Origin of the sequence: Megasphaera sp. MJR8396C (assembly GCF_001546855.1) — a bacterium.
Taxonomy (GTDB): domain Bacteria; phylum Bacillota; class Negativicutes; order Veillonellales; family Megasphaeraceae; genus Megasphaera.
In genome coordinates, this window is sequence record NZ_KQ958170.1 from 1 (window position 1) to 24,251 (window position 24,251).

22 protein-coding genes and 1 pseudogene are annotated in these 24,251 nt (G+C 53.9%); 4 read left to right on the plus strand and 19 right to left on the minus strand.

Features of this window, described 5'->3' with window-relative positions; translation table 11 throughout:
- Positions 1-3: 3 nt before the first annotated feature.
- The 17 genes from HMPREF3201_RS04355 to HMPREF3201_RS04435 form a co-directional block, all read right to left on the minus strand.
- A complete protein-coding gene (locus tag HMPREF3201_RS04355) occupies positions 4-807 on the minus strand; it encodes a hypothetical protein (RefSeq protein WP_062411925.1) in 804 nt (267 codons plus the stop codon).
- Between the two features lie 411 nt (positions 808-1,218).
- Positions 1,219-2,598 (minus strand): hypothetical protein, encoded by a 1,380-nt coding sequence (locus HMPREF3201_RS04360; protein ID WP_062411926.1) that lies wholly within the window; start codon positions 2,596-2,598, stop codon positions 1,219-1,221.
- 287 nt (positions 2,599-2,885) lie between these two features.
- A complete protein-coding gene (pyk, locus tag HMPREF3201_RS04365) occupies positions 2,886-4,634 on the minus strand; it encodes a pyruvate kinase (RefSeq protein WP_062411927.1) in 1,749 nt (582 codons plus the stop codon).
- Positions 4,635-4,828: 194 nt separating this feature from the next.
- Entirely contained in the window at positions 4,829-6,811 is a 1,983-nt protein-coding gene (locus HMPREF3201_RS04370) for a M13 family metallopeptidase (protein ID WP_062411928.1), read from the minus strand.
- A gap of 63 nt (positions 6,812-6,874) precedes the next feature.
- Positions 6,875-7,558, minus strand: a complete 684-nt coding sequence (gene queC, locus HMPREF3201_RS04375) for a 7-cyano-7-deazaguanine synthase QueC (RefSeq protein ID WP_062411929.1) — start codon at positions 7,556-7,558, stop codon at positions 6,875-6,877.
- 29 nt (positions 7,559-7,587) lie between these two features.
- Positions 7,588-8,469: a DMT family transporter gene (locus HMPREF3201_RS04380; protein ID WP_062411930.1), complete on the minus strand. Its 882-nt coding sequence runs from the start codon at positions 8,467-8,469 to the stop codon at positions 7,588-7,590.
- A gap of 113 nt (positions 8,470-8,582) precedes the next feature.
- The gene (locus HMPREF3201_RS04385) at positions 8,583-9,188 is read right to left on the minus strand and encodes a nucleotidyltransferase family protein (protein WP_062411931.1); all 606 of its coding nucleotides are present in this window, start codon (positions 9,186-9,188) and stop codon (positions 8,583-8,585) included.
- Entirely contained in the window at positions 9,185-9,844 is a 660-nt protein-coding gene (gene yqeC, locus HMPREF3201_RS04390) for a selenium cofactor biosynthesis protein YqeC (protein WP_062411932.1), read from the minus strand. The genes HMPREF3201_RS04385 and yqeC overlap by 4 nt, the downstream gene beginning before the upstream one ends.
- Positions 9,841-10,893: an XdhC family protein gene (locus tag HMPREF3201_RS04395; protein ID WP_062411933.1), complete on the minus strand. Its 1,053-nt coding sequence runs from the start codon at positions 10,891-10,893 to the stop codon at positions 9,841-9,843. The genes yqeC and HMPREF3201_RS04395 overlap by 4 nt, the downstream gene beginning before the upstream one ends.
- A gap of 6 nt (positions 10,894-10,899) precedes the next feature.
- Positions 10,900-11,943, minus strand: coding sequence for a sulfate/molybdate ABC transporter ATP-binding protein (locus tag HMPREF3201_RS04400; RefSeq protein ID WP_062411934.1), 1,044 nt, complete (start codon positions 11,941-11,943; stop codon positions 10,900-10,902).
- Positions 11,940-12,611 carry a molybdate ABC transporter permease subunit gene (gene modB / locus HMPREF3201_RS04405; protein WP_062411935.1) on the minus strand — a complete coding sequence of 224 codons (672 nt, stop codon included), beginning with the start codon at positions 12,609-12,611 and terminating at the stop codon, positions 11,940-11,942. Before modB ends, HMPREF3201_RS04400 begins: the two co-directional genes overlap by 4 nt.
- Positions 12,612-12,623: 12 nt before the next feature.
- Positions 12,624-13,469 (minus strand): molybdate ABC transporter substrate-binding protein, encoded by an 846-nt coding sequence (modA, locus tag HMPREF3201_RS04410; protein WP_062411936.1) that lies wholly within the window; start codon positions 13,467-13,469, stop codon positions 12,624-12,626.
- Between the two features lie 39 nt (positions 13,470-13,508).
- Positions 13,509-14,444, minus strand: a complete 936-nt coding sequence (locus HMPREF3201_RS04415; protein ID WP_062411937.1) for an MOSC domain-containing protein — start codon at positions 14,442-14,444, stop codon at positions 13,509-13,511.
- A 3-nt stretch (positions 14,445-14,447) separates the two neighbouring features.
- Positions 14,448-15,425, minus strand: coding sequence for a GTP 3',8-cyclase MoaA (gene moaA / locus HMPREF3201_RS04420; RefSeq protein WP_062411938.1), 978 nt, complete (start codon positions 15,423-15,425; stop codon positions 14,448-14,450).
- On the minus strand, positions 15,415-15,912 hold the full coding sequence (gene moaC / locus HMPREF3201_RS04425) for a cyclic pyranopterin monophosphate synthase MoaC (RefSeq protein ID WP_062411939.1): 498 nt from the start codon (positions 15,910-15,912) through the stop codon (positions 15,415-15,417). Before moaC ends, moaA begins: the two co-directional genes overlap by 11 nt.
- Before the next feature lie 8 nt (positions 15,913-15,920).
- Positions 15,921-16,940: a molybdopterin-binding protein gene (locus HMPREF3201_RS04430; protein WP_062411940.1), complete on the minus strand. Its 1,020-nt coding sequence runs from the start codon at positions 16,938-16,940 to the stop codon at positions 15,921-15,923.
- 5 nt (positions 16,941-16,945) lie between these two features.
- Positions 16,946-17,323 carry a winged helix-turn-helix domain-containing protein gene (locus HMPREF3201_RS04435; protein WP_062411941.1) on the minus strand — a complete coding sequence of 126 codons (378 nt, stop codon included), beginning with the start codon at positions 17,321-17,323 and terminating at the stop codon, positions 16,946-16,948.
- 217 nt (positions 17,324-17,540) lie between these two features.
- On the opposite strand from HMPREF3201_RS04435, the gene HMPREF3201_RS04440 reads away from it, so the two are divergent.
- The 4 genes and pseudogenes from HMPREF3201_RS04440 to HMPREF3201_RS04455 all read left to right on the plus strand — a co-directional run bounded on the left by HMPREF3201_RS04440 (position 17,541) and on the right by HMPREF3201_RS04455 (position 22,639).
- A complete protein-coding gene (locus HMPREF3201_RS04440; protein ID WP_062411942.1) occupies positions 17,541-18,566 on the plus strand; it encodes a molybdopterin-guanine dinucleotide biosynthesis protein MobB in 1,026 nt (341 codons plus the stop codon).
- Positions 18,567-18,684: 118 nt separating this feature from the next.
- Positions 18,685-20,889 (plus strand): annotated as a pseudogene (gene fdhF, locus HMPREF3201_RS04445) (formate dehydrogenase subunit alpha).
- Positions 20,882-21,406, plus strand: a complete 525-nt coding sequence (locus HMPREF3201_RS04450) for a 4Fe-4S dicluster domain-containing protein (protein ID WP_062411943.1) — start codon at positions 20,882-20,884, stop codon at positions 21,404-21,406. Before fdhF ends, HMPREF3201_RS04450 begins: the two are co-directional and overlap by 8 nt.
- 15 nt (positions 21,407-21,421) lie before the next feature.
- A complete protein-coding gene (locus HMPREF3201_RS04455; protein WP_062411944.1) occupies positions 21,422-22,639 on the plus strand; it encodes a molybdopterin molybdotransferase MoeA in 1,218 nt (405 codons plus the stop codon).
- 3 nt (positions 22,640-22,642) lie between these two features.
- On the opposite strand, the gene HMPREF3201_RS04460 is transcribed toward HMPREF3201_RS04455, so the two are convergent.
- Together HMPREF3201_RS04460 and yqeB are read right to left on the minus strand one after the other, a co-directional pair.
- Entirely contained in the window at positions 22,643-23,359 is a 717-nt protein-coding gene (locus tag HMPREF3201_RS04460) for a formate dehydrogenase accessory sulfurtransferase FdhD (RefSeq protein ID WP_062411945.1), read from the minus strand.
- A 21-nt stretch (positions 23,360-23,380) separates the two neighbouring features.
- On the minus strand, positions 23,381-24,229 hold the full coding sequence (gene yqeB, locus HMPREF3201_RS04465; RefSeq protein WP_062411946.1) for a selenium-dependent molybdenum cofactor biosynthesis protein YqeB: 849 nt from the start codon (positions 24,227-24,229) through the stop codon (positions 23,381-23,383).
- Positions 24,230-24,251: the final 22 nt, after the last annotated feature.

Below are 24,251 nucleotides of genomic sequence, written 5' to 3' on the forward strand. Positions count from 1 at the left end.
GGTCTAACTTTTTGGGGTCACATCAAAGGCCATGGCCTGTTTGACGTCGTAAGCACCGCCGGCAGCCGAGATTTCAAAGCCTTTATCGGTTTGGAGCGGGTGCAGTCCGGCTAATGCCGCCGAGACGGCGCCGACTTGGTCGATTTCCGTTCCTAAAGAGCGAAGATCCTGATGGAGGGAGATGGAAGCAGATTGGAGCTGACCTACGGTCGCAGCGTCAGTGACGGCTGTCCCATCGGCAACATGCGTAATGCGCCGGGTCAAACTATCGGAGCCAACAGAAATTGTATTTTCTTCATCGGCGACGCTGTTAGCCCCGAGAGCCACGCTGTTCTTGGCCGACGCCTGGCTGGCGTAGCCCAATGCCAATCCGTTTTCAGCCGCTCTGGTAACTTCTGCTTTATACCCAAGCGCTGCCGACTGGACGCCGTTAGACTTGGCATAGGCACCGATGGCCGTACCCGTCTTGGACGCATACGTATCTAACCCGAAGTCGCTGCGAGAATTATGGACGACGACGCGGGCTACGTCATGGGTACCACTCAGGTTTTCCGGATGATTTCCCTTGCCGGTCGTTTCATCGATTCCATAAGGATTGTCTTCAGCTGCCGTCTTCGACGTAACCAGGACAGAAGCCCCGGCACGGGCATCGACGCGGGCTGTATCTGCCGTCGCCCCTTCATGAGTCTGCGTCGAATCACCGACGTTAAGGAAAGAACCGTCTCCCACATAATCAGCTGCCAAAACCATACTCCCTGCCATAGCTGCAATAACCATAGCGGCACTCACTGCTTTTACTGTCTTCATACTGCCACATCTCCCATAAATGATAGTGTATTTTTAAAATTCCTTGCTTAATATATAACAATCGATATTGTATATCAATACCATTTACGCAATTTTGTTATTATTTTCACATGAAAAGTTATATAATGGCTCCAAGAGAAGGGCCCATGACGGCCTGTCTCTGCCTATAACCAAAGAAAAGTAATCCTTGTAACCGTCTAATAACTTCATGCCTTGATTCGTTTCCGGCCAAAGAAAAACGGTATAAAGAGTTCCCTTTATACCGTTCTTATCGACACTATATTTCAAAATCTATGAAATTTTTCAACTATTTTTTTACGTCTACCGTAGCTACCGCGAACAGACCTTAAAGAGTACCGCTCTCTCGATGCCTTCGTGACAGGCATGCTGCAGAGGTTGACTTTTATGGGTTTATAAGGGCTTTACCTTGCCGCCGTCAGTCAGTTTTACCGTCTGCCCCTTAAGCCAAGCGTTGGCCTTGTTGCTCTTATCGTAATAAATCGTATGTCCATTGCTGCGAATATTGCCGAGCGTCGAATCTTCATCGGTCAAAGCCGAGACATAGGAGTCCCCGGTCACATTCCAGACCGACGAAGCATCGAGGGACAGTGCGGCAACCTTGGCCGTGTGTTTGGGATTCATGGCACCGCTCCAATTCGAACCGTTCGTCAGGCTGACGGAAACGGTACTGATGTTATTGGCAACGACGTCGCCTTTCAGCGATTGTTTGGCTGCCGTGAATTCAAAGTCACCGCCGTTTGAGCCTTCCGTCCCCCAGCGGTCGCTGGTAACTTCAATAAGGTTCTTATTATTCGGCGATTCAATGACGGTATTGGTCAGGCTGGCAACGGCCTTCGTATTGGTAACGTAGAACATGGCTCCGTCGGAATAGTTGTGGAGCGTCGAATTTTTAGCCGTAAAGGAAGCCGTCCCCGTCCCGGCATCGCCGGAGAAGCTCTGGTAGAGCATGACGCCGTGCCGTTTGAACCCGGCCAGCGTCGAGTCTTCTACAAAAATCGAATTTTTTCCTTCGACGCAGGCGATTTCACTGCCCTTGGCGATGCCGCTGCTCTTGGTGACGACGATATTGCCCGTAGAATAGATGACCGGACTGCCTTCACCGCTCGTCGAAAGGGTACTGCCCGTAGCGTAGACATTCCCTTCGCCCCGGTCGGTCGCCAGGGACGCGGAATGAGCTCCCGCCGTCGTAATGTTCACATTTTCACCGTGAATCGTCCCGCCGTACGTCGCGTCGAGGCCGCGAGAGGAGTTCCCCTTGGTGTTAATCGTGAGATTTTTGACGGTGACGTCGGCTTTTTCACCCGTTGCAAAAACGGCATTGGCCCCTTCGGCAGCAGAACTTATGGACGCATCGGTAACAGCAGCCGTACTATTGGAAACGAGGAGGACGGCATTCTGACCGTTGAAATTACTGCCGTCATCACTGGTCGTATCGCCCGTCTTTGAAAGGCGGACCTTCTGCAAGGTTACGTTAGCCCCTTGTTCTGCCAGGACAGCATTTTCATCGGCTTCGGTAGCCGTAATATCCTGATTAACCAGGAGTGCCTGTTTGCCCGTAATCCGCTGAGCGGCTGTAAATTCAGAGATGGATTTGCCCTGCTGTCCCTGCGGAGGCATCCCTTGAGGCGGCATGCCTTGGGGCGGCATCCCCTGAGACATCATCGGCCCGGCCGGCATCGACATATCCTGAGCCGATACGATACCCAGTCCCATCGACATAGAAAGGCAGACAGCAGCTGCTAGTTTTGTCATATTCATCGTCATTTTCATATCCCTCATCCTTTCTTGTTTTTCCCGATTATACACCACCTCGATAACACGGGCGTAATAGCGGCTGCACGATACAGTCACAATATGGCCTCAGACTGGCCGAAGATATGGCAATTTTTTATCTGCCGGAAGGGTAATATCCGGCAGATAATTTCGTCCAAACGTGACATGATATTGATGAATGAAACAAGAAAAGTTGCCCCTAACGTAAAACTCCCCCATAAGCAGACCTTTGACAGTCTAACTCATAGGGGAGTAATTCGTTATGCCTTAATTATTTTCTTATCTTATCGAGCGTTTGCTGCGCCTCGGAAGATCGTGCCGCGGCTGGCATCAACGGTAACGACTTCGCCGTTATTCAAGACGTCGGCAGCATGTTCAGAGCCGACGACGGTCGGGATACCGAGGGTGATGGCCACGATAGCCGATTCACTGGTAAGGCCGGCTTCTTCGGAAACGATAGCGCTGGCGCGTTTCATGTATTCGACAAAGTCAGCACGAGCTGCGCGGAGGACCAAGATGCAGCCGTCCGTAAAGTTTTTCTGCAAATCTTCCAGCGATTCGGCAACGCAAACTTTGCCGACAGCCGATTTACGGCCGATACCGGTACCGCGGAGGAGGACGTCACCGACGACCTGAACGCGGATCATGTTGGTCGAACCAGCTTTAGCAACGGGAACACCGGCCGTCAGGACGACAAGGTCACCGGCTTTAATGAGGTCATTGTCGAGGGCTGCAAAGATAGCATTGTCGACAACAGCGTCAGAATCAACGGCTTCTTTACCGTTAATGGCCTGAACGCCCCAGTTGAGCTGTAAACGGCGAACGATGGCTTCGTGCGGAGAAACAGCGACGATCGGGCAATCCGGACGGAATTTAGAAATCATCTGGGCTGTGCCGCCGCGTTCGGTCGAAGCGATGATGGCCGAAGCGTGGAGGTCTTTGGCAATCTTAACGACGGCTTTACCGATGGATTCGGTCGTCGTTGCCGATTCGGAATCGTCATCTTCAAAAGGTCTCGATGTAAAGTTACTTTCCGTGAAGGTAGCAACGCGAGCCATGGTTTCAACGGCTTCTACCGGATAGAGGCCGCCAGCCGTTTCACCGCTAAGCATGATAGCGTCGGTGCCGTCGATGATAGCGTTGGCAACGTCACTCGTTTCAGCACGGGTCGGACGCGGGTTGTTGCACATCGATTCCAACATCTGTGTTGCCGTAATGACCGGTTCGCCGGCTTCGTGGCATTTACGGATGAGGACTTTCTGAAGCATCGGGACTTCTTCAGCCGGTACTTCGACGCCGAGGTCACCACGGGCTACCATGATGCCGTCGCTCATCTTAATGATTTCGTCAATATTGTTGACAGCGGCCTGACATTCGATCTTAGAGATGATCTTCATTTCGCTGTTGTGTTTTTCAAGCAGTTTGCGGATGGTCAGAACGTCTTTGCCGCGCTGAATGAAGGAAGCAGCAATGAGGTCCATGTTCATACGGCAGCCAAATTCGATATCGGCAGCATCCGTTTCAGAGACAGCCGGCAGGTTGATGGCGATGCCCGGTACAGCAACGCGCTTGCGGTCGCTCATCTTGCCGCTGTTGATGATTTTCGTGTGGATATCTTCGCCTTCTACGCTGACGACTTCAAGGTTTACCAAGCCGTCGGACAAGAGGATATGGTCACCGGCTTTAACGTCCTGCGGCAACTGTTTATAGTTCATAGAAGCGATGGTTTCGTCGCCTACTACGTCACGAGCGGTCAACGTAAAATCATTGCCGGCTTCCATCATGATCGAGCCGTTTTTGAATTTGCCCAACCGAATTTCCGGTCCTTTCGTGTCGAGGAGCAGAGCTACGGGGATACCTAATTTTTTCGAAGCAGCGCGAACCATGTCGATGCGCTGTTTATGTTCTTCATGAGACCCATGGGAGAAATTAAAACGGGCAACGTTCATGCCGGCTTTAATCATCTTTTCAATAATTTCCGGAGTATTAGAACTGGGGCCTAAAGTGCAGACGATCTTGGTTTTTTTTAGCATACAGATTTCTCCTTTTCTACTCACATAGACGTATCGATTTACGTTTCTGTTCCCAGTGGTACGATTTTTGTCCCACTAGTGCAATATACGGCTATTGCTCACTTGCGATTGTACCGTATTCCCTCGAATATTGCAAGATAAAAAGAGGGGAGACTTTATAAACTCCCCTCAAAGATTTTATACTTTTGTTATAATTACCACAGGTGAACGCGTTTCTGGGGCGCTACGTACATCCCATCGCCACTTTGAATCCCATAGGCGGTATAAAAGCCGTCCGTCGCTGACAGGGCGCCGTTGACACGGGCTTCGCCAAGGGGATGGGGATCGTTCTGGATCAGGTACAACAGTATCTGATCGGTCATCTTGGTCGCAAAGATGGCGGCAAAGGAATGATAGATATCGCGCAGCATGGCTTCATCGCCCTTGGCAATCTCGGTTACAACCGACAGGCCGCCGCAGTCGGCAATGGCTTCATTGCTGACCAGCTTTCCATTTTCATGGAGGCCTTGGCCGACGGTATAGTTGTCATAATAAGGGCCGAAGGCGGCAGACAGCTTCTGAAAAGCCTCGGAATCTTTCTTCGTCCACCAGTTCTTCAACCGCCCTTCACTATCATACTTACTGCCGTTGGGGTCAAAGGCATGAGAGATTTCATGGCCGATGACGACGCCGATACCGCCGAGATTGGCACCGCGTGACGCCTTGGCATCATAGAAGGGAGGCTGAAGGATTCCGGCTGGAATGGTGATGCTGTTATTTTCCGGAATATAGGCCGCATTGACATCCTGGGGATCAAAGGCGTACCACTTGTTGGGATTAAAATTCGTCCCTAGCAGGGCATGGACCTGCTGCCGTTCTAAGACGCCGTTGTGCATGATGTTGGTCAGTAAATCACCGCCATCTTCCGGAGCAATGACGTCGGGCATGCTTTCGATGATCGGTTTGTCATCGGCAGCCGGCCCGCCGACGAAGACGCGCAAGCTGTTCAGTTTTTCAATGGCCTTGGCCCTCGTCTTGGGGCTGAGCCAGTCGTTGGCTTCGAGACGCAGTTTGTAGACGTCCCGGATTTCCCGGATCATGTCCTTGACGTCATCGACGACGGCTGCTGTACTGTGATTCTGCATATAAATCTGCCCGACCTCATAGGACAGCATAGACTGGACCATGCGGCTGGCCGTTTCCTTGTCGTCCCGGGCTTTGGCGATGCCGAAGCGCTGGCGCAAATAGTCGCGCTGGAGGTCCCGCAGTTTGATATACGCACTGGGGGCAAACCCGTTATATACCTGGAAAACGGCATAACTCTTTAAGAGGTCTAAGTTATCGGCCGTATAGAGGGCATCGAACTGCTGTAAATAGTCGGGATTAGACAAGAAAAACTGCTTTTCCTTCGTCAAATCGAGGCCGGCTAATATGGTTTGCGCCCCCATATTAGGCATGAGTTTCTTGAGTTCGCCTTGCGATACGAGACGATTCTGAATGGTTACGTCGTTGCGCTGTTCACTGGTCAAGAGGCTGGGTCCCAACTTTTGTTCCATGGCAAAAATAGCTTCGCTGTGAGCAGACGCCTTATCCGGCGTTTCCCCGGCTTCTTCCAAGACATGGGCCACGTAGTTACGATAGGCTTTCCAGGCACCTGGCTGTGGTTCTTTTTCCAATTCGTCTCTCGTAAAAGACGGCGCGGTCACAAGGATTCGCGGAATATAGCGCAGCCCCGTCGGCATACGATCGGCCGTATAACCGACGAAGACGTCGGTTCCCGTCTTTTCACTCACCGTCTGAAGGGCCTTGGTCAGTTCCGTCAAGTTCGTCGCCTGTTCAATCGGTTCCGTCAAGGCCTTCAATTGTCCCGGCGCCGTTTCATTTCGTTTTTCGTTATCTAAGGCGCTGACATAGAGGTCGGCTATTTTCTGTTCCGGAGAGCCTTTCGGATAAGATCCCTGTTTTTTTGCAATGGCTTCCAACTCTTTCCCTAAGGCCTTTTTATTTTCTAAAGAAAGTTCCGAAAACCAGGACCATGAAGCTTCTGTCGGCGCGATTTTCTTTTCCTGCAGAACGCCCTGATTGACAGCTTGATAGAAATTATCTTTCTCCGAGACATCACTGGCACAGACCGAACCGAAGCCGATGAGACTCATCAATACAACAGCCGTAAGTTGTTTTTTCACACTACCCTTCATATACTCTACCATCCTCTCAAAACTAAACTCTCTATGGAAAGAGGCTATGACCGACGCAGCCCCCTATCGTAAGGCCGGGTCGGCAACGCCGTTAGCCGCAAAGGCCGCAGCCCGATCACGACAGGTTCCGCAGACACCGCACGGTTTATCGCCGCCTTCATAGCAGCTCCAAGTCAGTTCATACGGAGCGCCCAGACGCAGCCCTTCTTTCACGACGCCGGCCTTGTTCCAAGACAGGAGCGGCGCTTCTAAATGGCAGGTCCTGCCCGAGCCTTCGTAGATGGCCGTATTCATGGCCGTCTCAAATTCCGGCGTGCAGTCGGGATAGGCCCGGCCGGCTGCATCGTCGGCATGAGCCCCGTAGTAGATGACTTCAGCCCCAACGCTGACAGCAATAGCAGCTGCAAAGGACAAAAACAATCCGTTTCTAAAGGGGACGTACGTATCAACCGTCCCTTCTCCGCCCTTTTCTGCCAGTTGGTCGGCATAGGATTCAGCCGCGATTTTCTTATGACTGCCTTGTAAAAGTGAACTGTCGCTTAAAGAAAAAGCCTGCGATAAGTCGACTTCCCGATGGGCTACGCCGTAGTAAGCGGCAACCTTGCGGGCCGACTCTAATTCCTTGGCGTGTTTCTGTCCGTAATAGGACGTCAAGGCCAGGACGTCTTCCTTCTTATATTTTGCCAGGGCGATGGCCAGACACGTCGTAGAGTCGACGCCGCCGCTGAGCAGTACCACACATTTCATAAAAAGCCTCCTAATGGATAATCAAGTGTTCAAACCTTGCCGGCCGTCGCGCCCGTCCTTTGACCTGGACGAACGATGCAGACGATGCCGATTAAAATCATGGCCATGCCAAGAAGGGTCATGGCCGTCATCGGTTCATCCAGGACCAGGACGCCGCTGATGACGCCGACGACGGGGACGCCAAGGATGGCAATGGCTGCCTTGGCCGCCTCAATCTGAGTCAGGAGATAGTTCCACATGAAAAAGGCCAGGGACGAAGCCATGATTCCGTTATAAAGCAGACAGCCCACAGCCAGTGGCGTCCACTGAATCGTCCCGCTCTCCATAACCGCCGCCTGAACGCCCAAGGCCAGGGCGCCGACGACCATCTGCCACGTCGTGTATTGAATGAGATTACAGTCATTAGCCTTCATGCGCCGATCTTGAATTTTGACGATAATCCCCGCTGCCGCCCAGGCAGCTGCCCCGACCAGTGTCAGGACGACAATCGATAAGTCGCCGCCGCTGTCGACGTTCATGAGAAGCCACATGCCGGCCATACTGACGATGATGCCGATGACTTTTCGCCGCGTCAGGTGCTCGCCCAAGAAGAAATGGGCCATCAGGGCCATCCATACGGGCATACTGTAATTGAGGACGGCAACCAGCCCGGCCCCCAGTGTTACCATACCGATTTGAATGGCTGCCGTATTGACGGCGATCTGCAAAAATCCCGTAATGGCAATCCACGGCCAATAACGCCGCGGCGGAATCGGCAGTTTCAACCAGAAACAGACGGCCAGCAGGACCATGGCCCCGATAATGAAGCGGTAACAGGAAAAGGTAACCGGCGGAAAAAATAGGTTGGCTTCCTTCATGACGACCCAGTTGAAGCCCCAAACCAGATAAATGGCAAACAAGAGCTTAATCACCGCAATCCCTCCCTACGCATATATACTTCCATTATAACGGTTCGTATCCGATTTGTCGCGGTTAAGATATGCTGAGTATCTCATTCGTGGATTGATGTAGATAATTTAAATCATTATAAGGATAGAAAAGGCAGTACAGCCGCTGCATCTTCTCGCCGATCGACATCGAAGAGTTCGACAGGGTTCACAGGATAGTAAACCCAGGTATGGGGTGATTGGATCAGTCGTCGGCCGCCCTGGTCGCCGAAAAGGCCTAAAAGTTCGTCCCGGCAGGACGAACGAAATAAAGCCGGACTGCACCGTCGCTGGCCGTTATGCATACAGCCGACGTCGCCCCCAGAGGCAATAAACTGTTGTAAAAAGCGGGAAATCGTCGGCCCCGTTAATAAGGGCTGATCCGCCGGAAAAAAGCCCCATGCATCACACGCCGGATAAGCACGGACACCGGCTCGAATCGAGGCCGCCATCCCTTCCAGGGCCTGCTCGTTCCAAACGACATCGATGTGCCTTTGGCGACAAGCGGCAGCGATTTCATCATGAGCCGTAACGACCGTGACGGCACAGTCAATGCCGGACAACGGGAAAAAAGCCTGTGCTCCCTGACACAGGCTTTTAAGACCGTAAGCATATAAAGGCCGCCCGGCAACGGGTGCCGCCAATTTATTGGCTCCAAAGCGCCGACCAAAGCCTGACGCCATAAAGATTAACCGGATCTTCACTTCGTATTCCTCGCTTCCCGATCATAGGCCGTGATGAGTCCCGGCCGAGACAGTTTCTGCAGGATGCGCTCTCCACACTGATGAAGTATCGCATCGTCAGCTTGATTGAGGACGACCGTCGTCAACGGTTTAAAAGTACCCAGGCGACGCAAACAGCCCTCTTCCACGATCCGGGCCATGATGGCCTCGGTAATGACCGTGTCATCGGCAAGCCCCAGTAATTCATAGCGAAAACAGGCTTGCCCTACAGTCTTACCCAAAGCCGAAAGGCCGGCCAAACAGTAAACGACATCACTATGTTTCGGAATGACCGGTTCATGGGCGCCCATGACCTTCAGGGGCAAGCGCCGCGAGCCGTCCCCTTCAACCAGGACCAGGTCAGCCAAGTTGCAAAGGGACTCATAAACGGCGTCGCCGGGATAGGTAATCTTACCGTTATCCAGCAAGGTACCGACGACGATGATGCCGTCACGCTGCCACACGTCCCGCCAGCCGTCGGGAAGGTCGCTGGAAATAAACCACGATGCGGGCCGCATCATATGTGTCGTCGTAACGATGGCCACCTTTTTTCCCGATTTCCGTACCATCAGGGCCCGGGAAAAAATCGACGTCGTCTTGCCGCCGGCGCCGACATAGGTCTCGACGCGGGCTGTCATTTGGCCGCCGGGCGGTGCTTTTCCCGCCCTTCCCGCCGGGCCCGGACAGCAATCAGTTCGGCGGCAATGCTAATGGCGATTTCAGCCGGCGTCTCCGCCGAAATAGCAAGGCCGATAGGGCCATAGCAGGCATCGATGTCGGCTGCGGAAAAACCATCGTCCATCAGCTTTCCTTTGACAAAGGCTAATTTGCGGCGACTGCCGATGACGCCGAGATAGTGGGGCTTAATGGGCAATATCTGCCGCTGCACGTCGTAATCGCCGTGATGGCCGCGAGTCATGACGCAGACGTAATCATCGGCGGTGATGCCAAGGTCTTCCGGCAATTTTTGATAATTGACCTCACGCACCGCCACGGCCTGGGGAAAGAGATCGGTTCTAGCAAATTCCGGCCGGTCGTCGACGACGACGCAGGAAAAATCAATCCCCGCCAGGACGGGCACCAAGGCCTGAGACACATGGCCGCCGCCAAAGATAAAGACCCGTCCTGGCGATGCCAGGCGTTCATGATACAGGATCTCGTCCCCTTCTTTCGTCATTCCAACCGGATGGCGGCGACACCAGTCGGCATCGATAGCTGGTAAGGATGCCGTATGACCGCAGCCGATAACCGAATCGGTGACAAGGGCCATGCCCCAGTGAGCGGCATCGCTGACACCGAAGACCAGCCAGGATGCCTTTTTATGCTGTAAGGCCGCGATCATCGCCTCCAACACGGCAAGGACGTTCGGCAAGGCCGGGTCGAGATACTGGCAAAAAACCGTCAGTTCTCCGCCGCAGGCCGCATCGATGTCTTCGATGTCATTGGGATAGAGGATAAGGCGGCGAAACTCAGACTTTCTTTCAGCCAGACATTTTTTGCCGCACTCAATGGCCAAGTGTTCCTGATAGCCGCCGCCGACGGTCCCCACCGTCGTTCCGTCGCTAAAAACAACCTGGTGGCTGCCGATTCCGCGCGGCGTCGAACCTTTTCGCGCGACGACCGTCAAGAGGACAGCCGGTTGTCCGGCTTTCAAGGTTTCATATAAAGCTGTATATAACCGTTCCATATAACATCACCTGTAAAGCAGTAAAATATCGTCACCGCCAAGGCTCAGGCGGTCCGGCAGCACCGCTGGCCGGTCAGGCTTGGCAAAGCGCCACCAAATATCGGGAGAGGCCGCTTCCTGACTGCTGTAACGGAATTTTACGATCCATTCAAAAGGTTGTTCGATTTCTTCCGTAATGATGACGGGCAGGAAATTCGCCCCTTCGCAGCTGTGAAAAGCGTGAGCCCTTATGCCGATAGCACAGAGATCATCGCCGACAAGCCGCCCCTCCGTATGCAGGGTAACCTGCCAATCGGGGATGAATACCGATTCGGGCCCGTTTTTTCTGGCCCCTACGATATTCTTGCAGCCGGTCAAAATAGCGGCTGCCTTAGATTGTGGGTTGGCAAAGAGTTCCTTTGTCGGACCGACAGCCGATACCCGGCCGGCGTCAAGGACGGCAACGGAGTCGCAGAGCTGATAAGCTTCATCGCGGCTATGAGTAACCAAGATGACGTCCTTAGGAAATTCCGCCAAGAGGGCCTTCAACTCCGTAATGACTTGTTCCTTAAGGTAGCTGTCTAAGGCGCTAAAGGGTTCATCCAAGAGAAGGATATCCGGTTCGTTCACCAAGATTCGCGCCAGGGCCACGCGCTGCTGCTGGCCGCCGGACAATTCTGCCGGTTTCTGTTTTTCAAGCCCTGTAAGGCGCATGCGCTCCATCATGGATCTGACTTGCTTCCGGGCTTCATCCTTAGTCGAGACCTTTCGGACACCGCAGCGAATATTCTCTTCAACAGTCATATTGGGAAATAAGGCATAATGCTGAAACAGATATCCCACGCGCCGCTGAGCGACGGGAACGTCGATGCCTTGTTTTCGATCAAAGAGGGTCCTCGTCCCGACGGAGATATGCCCGTCATCAGGCTTTTCAATGCCGGCCACACACTGCAGGGTCTTACTCTTCCCACAGCCGGAAGCCCCGAGGATGCCGAGGACTCCGCCGCGATGATGAAGCTTCACATCGAGGGTGAAAGAGCCCCAATCTTTATAGGCAGAAATGTCAATCATGCCGGGCGCCTCCTTTCACGGCTCCGCTTTTCAAAGAGGTTGACCGTCATCAAGACGACGGCGCTGATGGCGATATTGACCAGGACCCAAATAAAGGCGCTGTACTCGTCATTGGTCCGCCACAATTGGTAGACCGTCGTAGAAATCGTCGCCGTATGCTTGGGAATGTAGCCGATAAGCATGCTCGTCGCCCCGTATTCACCAAGGGCCCGGGCAAAAGCCAGGACCGTGCCGGCGATGATGCCCTGCTTGCAGTAAGGCATGCGGATATGCCAGAAGATGAACGTGTCCGACAATCCCAGGGTCTTCCCACTCCAGGCCAGGGTTTCATCAAAGCCTTCAAAGGCCCCCCGGGCGGTACGGTACATGAGGGGGAAAGCGACGACAGCCGAGGCCAGGACGCCGCCGTACCAGGTCATGACGAAGCGGATGCCGGCGTCATTGAGAAAGATACCGACCGGATGCTGGAGGCCAAAGACCAGGAGCAGCAGCCAGCCGCAGACCGTCGGCGGCAGTACCAGGGGCAGGGTCAGGAAGACGTCGAGAATCCCTTTTAAGATTCGCGGCAATCGGGCTACGTAATAAGCCAGTGCGATGCCGCTGAAAAAGACCAGGACGCAGGCGATGGCCGCAATGCGCAGGCTGTTCCAAAGGGGATACCAATCCATAACCAGCCGTCCTTAAGCGACCGGGCTGAATCCGACGCTCTGGAAGATCTTCATGGCTTCTTCGCCTTTAAGATAGTTCAAGAAATCCTGAGCTTCCTGCTGGTGCTTGCTGTTCTTCATGACCGCTGCCGGATAAATAACTTGGCCGCACATCTCTTTCGTCGCTTCATCGACCGGTTTCAATTTAGCACTAAAGGCGTCCGTTGCATAAATGATCCCGGCGTCGGCGCTGCCTTCGCTGACCTGAGTCGTGACTTCCTTAACGTTGGAACCATAGGTAATGTGACCGGCCTGAGCAATCGCCTGTTCATCGAGGTTGTAGAATTTCAAGATCCGCTGTGTGTACTGGCCGACGGGAACGTCGCTGTTGCCCATGACCAGGCGGATCGAGCCGTCTCTCAATTTGGCAGCCAAATCATTGAAATTCTTAATATCCTTGGGATTCCCTTCCGGCGTTACTAAGACGACCTTATTTTCCAAAAGGTCGACGCGGCTGTCACTCTTGACGAAATCCAACTTATCGGGATTATCCTTGCCGTCTTTGGCAGCATCGAGCTGATTCATCTGTTTCTGAGCGGCCGAAATGAACAAATCAACGTCGGCTCCATTTTGAATCTGTTTTTTCAACGTGCCCGACGAATCAAAATTGAAAGAAATTTCGACGTTCGGATGTTCTTTCTGATACTGTTCGGCAATCTTGGTCATCGTTTCGGTCATGCTGGCCGCAGCAAATACCGTCAAATGAACCTTGTCGCCGCTATTAGCTGCCTTATCTGTTTTTTGTTCGGATCCGCAGCCTGCCAGGGCAAAGGCCATCGTCCCTGCTAAAATTGCTGCTGCTACTTTTTTCCATGTCATTACCATGCATCTCCTTCATTAAATATTATTTATTTGGGTTTACTTACGGGCGCAGTCATAGACGCCGCCGCGAAGTAAATCGAAACCGTGAGGAACTGTTTCTAAAAAGACATCCATGCATTCCTGGCAGGCCTTGGGACTGCCGGGCATGTTTATAATCAAGGTTTTCTTACGAATCACACTGACAGCACGGGACAGCATGGCGCGCTTGGTGACTTTCATCGACGCCGCGCGAATCGCCTCAGCAATGCCAGGTGCTTGCCGGTCGGCAACGGCCATCGTCGCTTCCGGCGTGACATCGCGCTGTCCAAAGCCGGTGCCTCCCGTCGTCAAAATGAGATCGACTTGCCGCTGATCGGCCAGGCGCCGCAGATTTTGTTCCAATGCTTCACGACCATCGGGCAGAAGGATTTCTTCGACGACGTCATAGCCTTCCGCTTTCAATCGCTCGGCGATGACCGGACCGCTTTCATCCTGGCGCAGGCCCTGAGAGCCTTTATCTGACAAGGTAATGACCGCTGCCTGATAGGGACGCTTTCCGACGCGTTCTACGACTTCCATCTCATCTCCGATGCGGATGACGCCGCCTTCAAGGACCTTGGCAAAGACGCCTTCCCGCGGCATGATACAGTCGCCAACGGCCTCATAGACCGCACAGTGACTGTGACAAGCTTTCCCGATCTGGGTGATTTCCAACAAGACATCTCCGCAGCGAAGGAGGGTCCCTACGGGGAGTGTCGAAAAGATAAAACCGTCGACGACGAGGTTTTCGCCAAAAGCCCCAAATTCCACATTCCCGCCGCGGCGGCGGAAATCTTCAATGCTTTCAAGGCCTAACAGACTGACTTGGCGGTGCCAGTGGCCGGCGTGAGCGTCGCCTTCGATGCCCCAATCGACCTTAAACAGCCCTTCGGGCACGACTCTTTTGGCAATGCCCCGGACGTCACTGATACAAACAGCCTGTATTTTTCCCATTTATTATCCTCCGATCTGATTCATCGTCTTATGCTCGCTAATGTCCGGCTGATCGCCAAAGCAATGTTTAGCCGGTTTCTCGTAAACAGCCTGCCGAATGGCAGCTACCAGTGCCTGATGCATCTCATCAGCAGGTCGTCCGCTGCGGATGATGGCTCGTAAATCGACGCCCTCATCGTAGCAGAGACAGGGTTTCAAAAAGCCCGTACTGGTCAGGCGCAAGCGATTGCAAGCGGCGCAAAAAGCATGCGTATTGGCAGCAATAAAGCCGATACGGCCACAAAGCTTCCGGCTTTTATAGTAGTCTGCCGGTCCGTTGCCGCGCACTTCATCCGTTGCCGCAAGGTCCGGATAGGCACGGTACAGGATATCCAGACATTCTTGACGGGTAAGTCCTGCCAATGTCGTACCAAAGCCAATCGGCATGAGTTCGATAAAGCGGACGTCAACGGCCATGTTTTGCGCAAATTTAGCTAAGTTCAAGATCTGATTTCTCGTTGCCGCCAGCAGCACGGCGTTTACTTTGACGTTTACGCCAGCCTTTACGGCGGCCTGCAGGGCCGACACCACGACGGACAGATCTCCGCCGCCGGTCAGCCGGTGGTACTGTTCCGCATCGAGGGTATCCAAACTGATATTGATGCCGTCAATGCCAAGATCAACCAGGTCCGGCAAGGCTTTTTCAAGCAGCATGCCATTCGTCGTCACCGTTACCGAGCGGACGCCGTCAAGGCCTTTCAAAGCCCTCATAAAATCGACAGCACCGCGCCGAACGAAGGGCTCGCCGCCGGTAATCTTAAAGCGGTCGATACCGAGCGTAAGGGAGGCCTGACAAACAACCATCATCTCTTCATAGCGAAGAACGGCATCATGGCCGACACTTTCGACATCATCGGGCATGCAGTACCGGCAGCGAAGATTGCAGCGGTCGGTCAGCGACAGGCGGAGATAGTCGATAGTCCGCCCCCATCTATCCTTCATGGTCAAGGCCTCCATCGTATTGGAAATGGCCGCTTTTTCCACCAATTTTTTCGACGAGATGGATGTCTTTCAGGCACATCCGCTTGTCGACGGCCTTACACATATCGTATACCGTGAGCAGGGCCGTCGAAACACCGGTCAAGGCCTCCATTTCAACGCCGGTCTTGCCGTCGCACTTGACGGTACATCGCCCTTCGATTTCACAAAGGTCATCGTGAAAGATAAATTCAATACCACATTTTGTCAGGTTCAAAATATGACAGAGGGGGATGAGGTCGCTCGTCCGCTTGGCGCCCATAATGCCGGCAACCCGGGCTACGCCGAGGACGTCGCCTTTTTTCATAGCCCCGGCTTTTACAGCGTCATAACAGTCGCGGCTCATGGAAATACGACCACAGGCCACGGCCGTCCGCGACGTTACGGTCTTTCCGCTGACGTCGACCATGACGGCATCGCCATTCTTGTCAATATGTGTAAATGGGTTCACAAGAACACCTACTTTCCAAAACCACAGTTCGGGAAGGTGCAGACAGGACAGTTGAGACACAGTCCGCCTTCGCCGAGACGGGACAAATCGGAGGCCGTGACCGGAACATCGGCCATGAGCGACGGCAGGACGAGATCAAAAATCGTCCGCTTGGAATACATGACGCAGCCCGGAAGGCCGACGATGGGGCGGTTGTCTTCCGTATAGGCCAGTAAAAACATGGCCCCCGGCAAAACCGGGGCTCCGTAGGATACGATGCGGGCGCCCGTATTTTTAATCGCCAGCGGCGTCTGATCATCGGGATCGACACTCATGCCGCCCGTACAAAAGACCATATCCATTCCGGCGTCGAGCATCTCCTGAATGGCAGCCGTAATCGCTGCCGGATCGTCGGCCAAGACCTTATGCATGGCCATTTCTGCATCAAATTCGGCCAGTTTACATTCAATGACCGGCGTAAACGTATCTTCAATGCGGCCGTGAAAGACTTCATTGCCCGTCGTGACGACGCCGGCCCGCTTCTTTTTAAAGGGATGGACATCGAGCAGCGGCAAAGGACCGGCCGCTTCTTTAGCTCGGGCCATTTTCTCTTTCTTTATGATCAAAGGGATGACCCGGGTTCCGGCCAGTTTATCGCCCTTGCGAACGGTAAAGCCGCCGTGACGGGTCGCAATCATCATTTCACCCACGGAGTTTACCGCTTGCAGCGCTTGGCGGCGAACGGTCAAGACACCGTCACAATCGGCGATGAGTTCGATTTTCCCTTCTTTCGGCTCACTCCCATGCATATGGGCTCCCATACAGATGTCCCGCAAAATAGCGGCCCCTTCGTTTTCATGGAAAACGGTATCATCATTTTCCCAGATGTAGACATGGTCTTTACCGACCGACAACAAGACGGGAATATCTTCCTTGGTTATGATATGGCCCTTACGAAAAACCGGGTCTTTGGTAACGCCTCGGATAATCTGCGTAATATCGTGGCAGAGAATATGACCGACAGCGTCTTCCGTTTTCATCATTTTCATAACTTCTAGCCTCTCATTTCCCTTAATTTTTGTAATTCTTCATCATTAAACAAGGCACCGAACTGCTGGGCAGCGACAGACCGGATGGCTTCGTCCATCTGCTCGTAACGCTTGAGGATTTCTTCGGCCTGTCCGGTCAGCACCGACCGGCCTCCGTCTTTACCGCCGACGTAACGGCGGATGAGGGGAAATCCCCAAATGGATTCGGCGTCGCGCATGATCGTCCAGGCCTTTGAATAAGACATATTCATGTCCCGGGCAGCGCCCTGCAGCGATCCGTGGCGACGAACGCCGTCCAAGAGTTCCGCCACGCCGGGGCCAAAAGCCCGCTTGTCGCCCAGCAGACACATCATGACCTTATAGTGAAGCTTTTGCCCTTCCATGAGCGCCTCCCTGCACCGTTATTCGCAAGTGCAAATAACGGATAAAAAAAGTAAATCCGTCGACCGACGGACTTCCAGTTTCGACTAAGCTCATTATACATTAAAATCTGTTAGCTTTCCATACTTTTTTTGTGGAAACTTGCTGTCAACTTCCTCACCTTATCACATAAAATCATGGTATAATATAATTATATTATAATAAAGGACGTGATAGAGAATGATAAAATATTCACATCGTTTCTCCCTGGGCCTGATCATCCTGGCCGGGGGCGAAAGTTCTCGCATGGGCCACGATAAGGCAACCCTGCCTTGGAACGGAACGGACTTGCTGACGGACTTATTGCTTCGCAGCCAGCGCGCGCCTTTTGCAGAACGCATCGTCTCCATCAACCGGGATTACTCACCCAAGAACCTGCCGGCCAAACTCGCCCGTTCGGTCCGGACCATCGCCGACAACGTCCAGCACTGCGGTCCCCTGGGCGGACTGGAAGCAGCTATGAGAGACGGCGAATGCGACTACTATCTGGTCTTGTCTGTCGACCTTCCCTTTTACGATTTCTCGCCGATTTCAGACATCTTAAGACCCGTTCGCCGCGATCCCGAGCTGATGGCCGTCATCCCGCGGACCAAAGATGGTCGTGACCAGCCTTTAGCCGCCCTTTACAGCCGGGAATTAGTGCCGGCCATTGCCCAGCAGCTCCGGACAGGCAACTACTGCCTGCAGGAATTCCTACAGAAGATTCCTACAGCGACCCTGAAGTCGTGTCGCCCGGCCCTGTACCTCAACGTCAATACTATGTCCGACTACGAAGCCGCCAAAGGCCGTGCCGCCAACAGCCGGCGTAAAGTACCGGTCGTCACCTTGACAGCCCCGCATTCAGGAGACGGAAAAACGACGGCCGCCGAAACGGCCATTGCCGAACTGACCCGCCGCGGATACCACGTCGCCTACATTAAGAGCACGCACCACACCGACTGTCGTCCTAAAGCCGGATCAGACACGGACCGGGCCCGAAGCGCCGGTGCCGTTTCGGCCTGTCTCTGCAGTCCCGATATGATCGGACCAGAAGCGCAAAAAGAAGATGTCATCTTTAATTTGACACAACAACAGCTAGCCGATTTAGTTCTTGTCGAAAGTCACAGTCACGGACCATTTCCACAGATCGATATCCAGCAAGCTGATTCCGCGAATATAGTCAATCATATCTTATTCCTCACGGGATACCGTTCGTCGGAAATATAAACCGTTAGTGATTGTTTACTTGCATCTCGCAGACAGAAGTTCTACTATGGTAGCATAGCTCTACATCCTGCCCGGGGTGGACAAAAAATCAATTGAACTCAAAAAGCGAGGTGTTACCATGGATACTTATAAAAACATTGACACAGTCTGTCCCTACTGCGGTTCAGGCTGTGTCATTACTTGTACGGTAAATACAGCAACCAATCGTGTCATCGAAGCCAAAGGCTCCCCAGAGGGCGTCAACAACGAAGGCCGCCTTTGTTTAAAAGGTCTTTATGGCTGGGATTATCTGAATGATCCCCAAATTCTTACCAAGCGTATCCGCCATCCCATGATGCGAAAAGGCGGCAAAGGCAGCCCCTTGGTCGAAGTATCCTGGCAGGAAGCCATCGAATACACGGCATCCCGCCTCAAGGCCATCATCAAGGAATATGGTCCCGATGCCGTCATGGGAGCCGGTTCGGCCCGCGGTCCGGGCAACGAAACCGCCTATATCACACAGAAATTCATGCGTGCCGTCATCGGCACCAATAACGTCGACCACTGTGCCCGCATCTGTCACGGTGCCTCCGTCGCCGGCCTGAGCCAATCCGTCGGTGAAGGGGCCATGTCGGTCAGCATTCCTGAAATCGAAGATGCCGAAGTCATCTTCAACATCGGTTACAATGCGCCGGTCTCACACCCCATCGTCGCCCGCCGCGTCGTCAAAGCCAAAAAGAAGGGCTGTAAAATCATCTGTGTCGACCCCCGCCTGACAGAAATGGGCCGCCTGGCCGACATTTATCTCCCGTTAAAAGGCGGCACCAACATGCTGCTGCTCAATGCCATGGCCCATGTCATGGTAACCGAAGACTTAGTCGACCGCGATTTTATCGAAAAGCATACGACCGGCTTTGAAGCCTATGCCGAAGAAATCGCGCAGGACAAGTACGCGCCGGAAGCAGTTGCTGCCGCAACCCATTTAGATCCCGATGATATCCGAAAAGCCGCTCGTCTCTTTGCTTCCTCCAAGCATACCGTAACCCTGTGGGGCATGGGCATCACCCAGTTTTCTCAGGGCGTCGAATGCGTCATCGCCTGCTCTAATCTCAGCCTCATGACCGGCAACTACGGCCATTACGCGACCGGCGTCGGCCCGGTCCGCGGCCAGAACAACGTTCAGGGGACCTGCGACATGGGCGTCCTGCCCAATCAGTATCCGGGGTATCAAAGCGTAACCGACGAAACCGTTCGCCGGAAGTTCGAAAAAGCCTGGGGCTGTGCCCTTCCGGATAAAGTCGGCCTGCCCCTCACCCGCGTCCCGGCCAAGGTTCTCCGTGAACCAGACCCGAAAAAACAGATTCACGCCTACTACATCATCGGCGAAGACCCGGCCCAATCGGATCCGGACCTTCCGGAAATCAGACGGACCCTCAACGCCATCGCCTTCGTCGCCGTACAGGACATTTTCTTCAATAAGACCTGCGAACACGCCGACGTCATCTTCCCGGCCACAGCCTGGGGCGAACACGATGCCGTCTACTCCTCTTGTGACCGCCGCTTCCAACGCGTCCGCAAACTGATTGAACCGCAGCCGGACTGCAAGCCGGACTGGGAAATCCTCTGTCTCCTGGCCAATGCCATGGGCTATCCCATGCACTACGACAATACCTAAGAAATTTGGGACGAAATGCGTTCCCTCTGCCCCAAATTTACGGGCGCGACCTATGAAAAAATGGACGCCAATCACGGCATCCAATGGCCCTGTTACACAGAAGATTCCGACGACAAGGGCACGCAGTACCTTCATGACGGAGCTCAGTTTGCCACAGCCGACGGCAAAGGCCGTTTCTATTACTTCCCGTGGATACCGGTAAAAGAAGTCGAAAGCCCCGATTATCCCCTGTCCTTATCGACAGTACGCGAAGTCGGTCACTATTCCGTTCGGACCATGACCGGCAACTGCCGCCTCCTCGTCGACTTGGCCGATGAACCGGGCTTCATCCAAATGAATCCCGATGACTGTCAAAATCTCAACATTGCCGACGGCGACTTAGTCCGCGTCATCTCCCGCCGCGGCCAGACCGTTACCCGCTGCCAGGTTTCCGACCGGGTCTCCCAAGGATCCACCTACATGACCTATCAATGGTGGATTGGCGCCTGCAATGAATTGACCATTTCAGCCTTAGACCCCAAGAGCAGTACGCCGGAATATAAGTACTGCGCCTGCCGCGTCGAAAAAATTGACGATCAAAAACAGGCCGAAATGAACGTAAAAGCCCAGTACGCCGCTATTCGCAGCCGCATGGGTATCCAACCCGAAGGAGGCCTTGGCCATGTTTAATCACATTAAGACAGATCCTGAACTCTGTATCGGTTGTAAGACCTGCATGGCCGCCTGCGTGGCAAGTCACACCGGCAAGGCCCTGTTCGCCTTGAAACCAGACAGCTTCGACTTTACGCCGCGCGTTCACGTCGTTTACACGTCAAAAATCACCAAAGCCGTCCAGTGCCAGCAGTGTCCAAAACCGCGCTGCCTCGACGCCTGTCCCTTTCACTGCATCTCCCTCGGTGACGATAAGGTCGTCATTGACGAAGATGCCTGCCGGGGCTGCGGCAAATGCTCCCGCGCCTGCCCCTTTGATGCCATCACCATGACCCGCATTTACCACGGCGATACCAAGGGCCGCCCCGTCCGTATTATCGCTTATAAATGCGACCTCTGCAGCGATACGGAAACGGGCCAGCCTGCCTGTATTCCCGCCTGTCCGACAGAGGCCCTGAGTCTCTTCAAGCCCAAAACACCCGTCAAAGCCGCTTCCCAGAAGGCTGTCGGACAAAGTATGGCATCACACCATTAAAAAGGATATCAAATCATGGAAATCGTAACGATTACCGAAGCAAGGCGCCGTCTCCACGGCGCCTTGTCTTCCTATCAAAAAGAAACGGAAGAAGTCACACCGGAAGCCGCCGTCGGCCGCATCACCGCCAGAGACATTACGGCCGCCCATCCCTATCCGCCGTACCGTAAATCCCCTTTCGACGGCTATGCCCTTTGCAGTCATGAAAAAAAAGGCTATGACGTCATCGCCACGATCGGCGCCGGCATCGTTTACAAAGACCCGGTACTGCCCGGTCAAGCCGTTCGTCTGATGACGGGTTGTGCCGTTCCCGATGACTGCGACACGGTCATTCCTCAAGAATACACGCTCCGCCAAGGGGACCGAATAGAAGTGACAGAGAGCATCCAGCCTGGAAGCAATATCATTCCCGTCGGCGAAGAATGCCAAGAAGGCTCCGTCATCATCACCGAGGGAACGAAATTGACAGCCGGCGCCGTCTCAGCTGCCGTCGGCATGGGAAACATCACCATCCCGGTCTTCACTAAAACAAAAGTCTTGTTCCTGACGTCGGGAAGAGAATTAGTCCTCCCCGGCCAGAAACGGCGCGACGGCCAAATTTACAACTCCAACGCCTATCTCTTCCGCCCTTTACTGGAAGCCCAGGGCGCAGAAGTCACCTTTTATCACGTTTCCGATGCTCCGGAACGCCTCGATGCGGAAACAGAAAAGATCCGGCAGTTAAGCCGTGACGCCGACCTCATCATCAGCACCGGTGGCGTATCGGTCGGCCTCTACGACACGATGCCTCAAATCTACGAACGCCTCGGTTCCGTCCAACTCTACAACCGCATCACCATGCGTCCCGGCTCGGCGTCATACGGCGGCGTCATCCAAAGAGACGGCGTAACACGTACGATAGTCCTCGGCCTGTCCGGCAATCCCTCGGCAGCCTTCAATGCCTTCCAGCTCCTGGCCATCCCCATTCTCCGCCAGGTAAACGGTGAAAAAAAGCAGGACTTTTCCATCGTCACCTGCCGCTTGAGCCACGCCATTCAAAAAGAAAATCCTGTCGACCGCTTCGTACAGGGGCACATCACCTTTGAAGGTGGTCAGGCCGTCTTTACGCCGAATACGACCCTCACGTCGAGTGCCCTCTTAGGACTGGCTCAGGTCAATGCTTTGGGCTGCATCAAAAAAGGAACGCCTCCGTTACCAGAAGGCGCTCCTATCGAAGCTATTGTATTACCCTAACCCTTACCAAGAGATTCGTTCTCCATGGGCAAAAACCTTAAATGAATCGGGACGCAGCCCGCAGACGACAGTGATACCGTATTTCTCAGCCAGGGCGACGCCTAAGCTGGTCGGCAGTGCCCGCGAGGCCAAGAAGCGGACGCCCAGACCGTGGACCTTTTCGATAACCGATTGAGGAACGCGGCCGCTGAATACCAAAACGGCCTGGCTGACGTCGATATGGCCCAGTTCAACAAACCCACGCAGTCGGTCGAGAACGTTGTGGCGACCAATATCTTCCGTATAAACGAGGATGTTATCGCCGGACACCAAAGCGCCTTCATGGACTCCGTGAGACGAATGATGGGCCGTTGACAAGCTGTCCAACAGGCCGCCATACGAGCAGAGCCGCTGTGCCGATATGGGGTGAAACGGTTCGTCTTTCCGTACCGCACGCTGCCCTTCCTCAGTCGTCACCCAGGCGGCATCATCGTGCAGACTGACTCCCGATAAACCCCTGCCGCTGGCAACTTTCCCCTCAGCCAAACAGTAGCCGGCTGCCAGGATATCGACATCTTCCGGGGAAGATATGAGCGTACTGACCCGCGCGCCATCGAGATAGAGCGGAGTCATGACCTCAATGGCGATGGACTGCTGTTTCTGAACGGCACCTTGATGATAATCAATATACGATAATTCTCGGCACGAAGCAAAATGCAGTGCGTCTTCTTCCTTTTCCATGTAAAGCCCCTCGATTCTTATTTAAACTAAATCATCACGCCCCAGCCAAAGGAGGGCCGTCAACACGGCACCGCCCAGGCTGCGCGCCTTATCGGAAATGGTAAAGCAGTTGTGATATTCACTCTCCCGCGGATCAATATCGGCAATCTTGAATCCCTTAGGCGCATAATAGCCGTCGCGAATCAGGCCTCTTACCAGCCCCGTCAAGGACGCCGGCACCGGTAACCCCATGGCAGCCGTCGCCGCCATTCCATCCGGAAGGAGCGTTTTTGTCAGGACAGCCATAGGCTGTCCTTTTTTTACGCTGTCGCCAATGCGGACCAAGCCATAGACAAACCCGGCGGCTTCACTGTGGATAATCCGTTCCTTACCATAACCGGCAATGATCCCCGGTATGCCAGTATTGGGCGCAGCCGCACCGTCACGGATGATGCGTCCCAACCGATGACCTCTCTTCGTTTCAATGACGGCATCGACGTCACGCCCGGCCGTAAATCCCGGCCCTAAGGCCACGGTATGACGCGCCATGCTGCGGTTGGTCCCCAAGTTTTTCTTCGCTAAAATGGCATCGACGACGGCCCAGGGCTGAAGCGCCTGAATCGCCCTTCCCTCGGGATCGACGAGAAGGGGAATTTCCTGACGAGCCCACACGCTCGATAAAGCGTCGATGGAATCACAGCGCCGGCAGGTCATATTTTCGACGATAGCCGTGCCGTCATAGACGGCTTCACAGAGAGCCACCTGTCGGCGGATGGCCGACGGCCGGTCCACTTCCAAGATGAGGACGCGAAAGCCCACCTGAAATAAAGATTGGACGACACCCGTTGCCAGATCACCGCCGCCGCGGACAATAATTAATCGATCCTTCATAGCCTTCCTTTCTATAAAAGCC

Bases quoted from the DNA above. Each gene is read 5' to 3' on its own strand.
- HMPREF3201_RS04355 (WP_062411925.1), bottom strand. From the start codon at position 807: ATGAAGACAGTAAAAGCAGTGAGTGCCGCTATGGTTATTGCAGCTATG.
- HMPREF3201_RS04360 (WP_062411926.1), bottom strand. From the start codon at position 2,598: ATGAAAATGACGATGAATATGACAAAACTAGCAGCTGCTGTCTGCCTT.
- pyk (WP_062411927.1), bottom strand. From the start codon at position 4,634: ATGCTAAAAAAAACCAAGATCGTCTGCACTTTAGGCCCCAGTTCTAAT.
- HMPREF3201_RS04370 (WP_062411928.1), bottom strand. From the start codon at position 6,811: ATGAAGGGTAGTGTGAAAAAACAACTTACGGCTGTTGTATTGATGAGT.
- queC (WP_062411929.1), bottom strand. From the start codon at position 7,558: ATGAAATGTGTGGTACTGCTCAGCGGCGGCGTCGACTCTACGACGTGT.
- yqeC (WP_062411932.1), bottom strand. From the start codon at position 9,844: ATGACAGCCCGCGTCGAGACCTATGTCGGCGCCGGCGGCAAGACGACG.
- HMPREF3201_RS04395 (WP_062411933.1), bottom strand. From the start codon at position 10,893: ATGGAACGGTTATATACAGCTTTATATGAAACCTTGAAAGCCGGACAA.
- HMPREF3201_RS04400 (WP_062411934.1), bottom strand. From the start codon at position 11,943: ATGATTGACATTTCTGCCTATAAAGATTGGGGCTCTTTCACCCTCGAT.
- modB (WP_062411935.1), bottom strand. From the start codon at position 12,611: ATGGATTGGTATCCCCTTTGGAACAGCCTGCGCATTGCGGCCATCGCC.
- modA (WP_062411936.1), bottom strand. From the start codon at position 13,469: ATGACATGGAAAAAAGTAGCAGCAGCAATTTTAGCAGGGACGATGGCC.
- HMPREF3201_RS04415 (WP_062411937.1), bottom strand. From the start codon at position 14,444: ATGGGAAAAATACAGGCTGTTTGTATCAGTGACGTCCGGGGCATTGCC.
- moaA (WP_062411938.1), bottom strand. From the start codon at position 15,425: ATGAAGGATAGATGGGGGCGGACTATCGACTATCTCCGCCTGTCGCTG.
- HMPREF3201_RS04430 (WP_062411940.1), bottom strand. From the start codon at position 16,940: ATGAAAATGATGAAAACGGAAGACGCTGTCGGTCATATTCTCTGCCAC.
- HMPREF3201_RS04435 (WP_062411941.1), bottom strand. From the start codon at position 17,323: ATGGAAGGGCAAAAGCTTCACTATAAGGTCATGATGTGTCTGCTGGGC.
- HMPREF3201_RS04440 (WP_062411942.1), top strand. From the start codon at position 17,541: ATGATAAAATATTCACATCGTTTCTCCCTGGGCCTGATCATCCTGGCC.
- HMPREF3201_RS04450 (WP_062411943.1), top strand. From the start codon at position 20,882: ATGTTTAATCACATTAAGACAGATCCTGAACTCTGTATCGGTTGTAAG.
- HMPREF3201_RS04455 (WP_062411944.1), top strand. From the start codon at position 21,422: ATGGAAATCGTAACGATTACCGAAGCAAGGCGCCGTCTCCACGGCGCC.
- HMPREF3201_RS04460 (WP_062411945.1), bottom strand. From the start codon at position 23,359: ATGGAAAAGGAAGAAGACGCACTGCATTTTGCTTCGTGCCGAGAATTA.
- yqeB (WP_062411946.1), bottom strand. From the start codon at position 24,229: ATGAAGGATCGATTAATTATTGTCCGCGGCGGCGGTGATCTGGCAACG.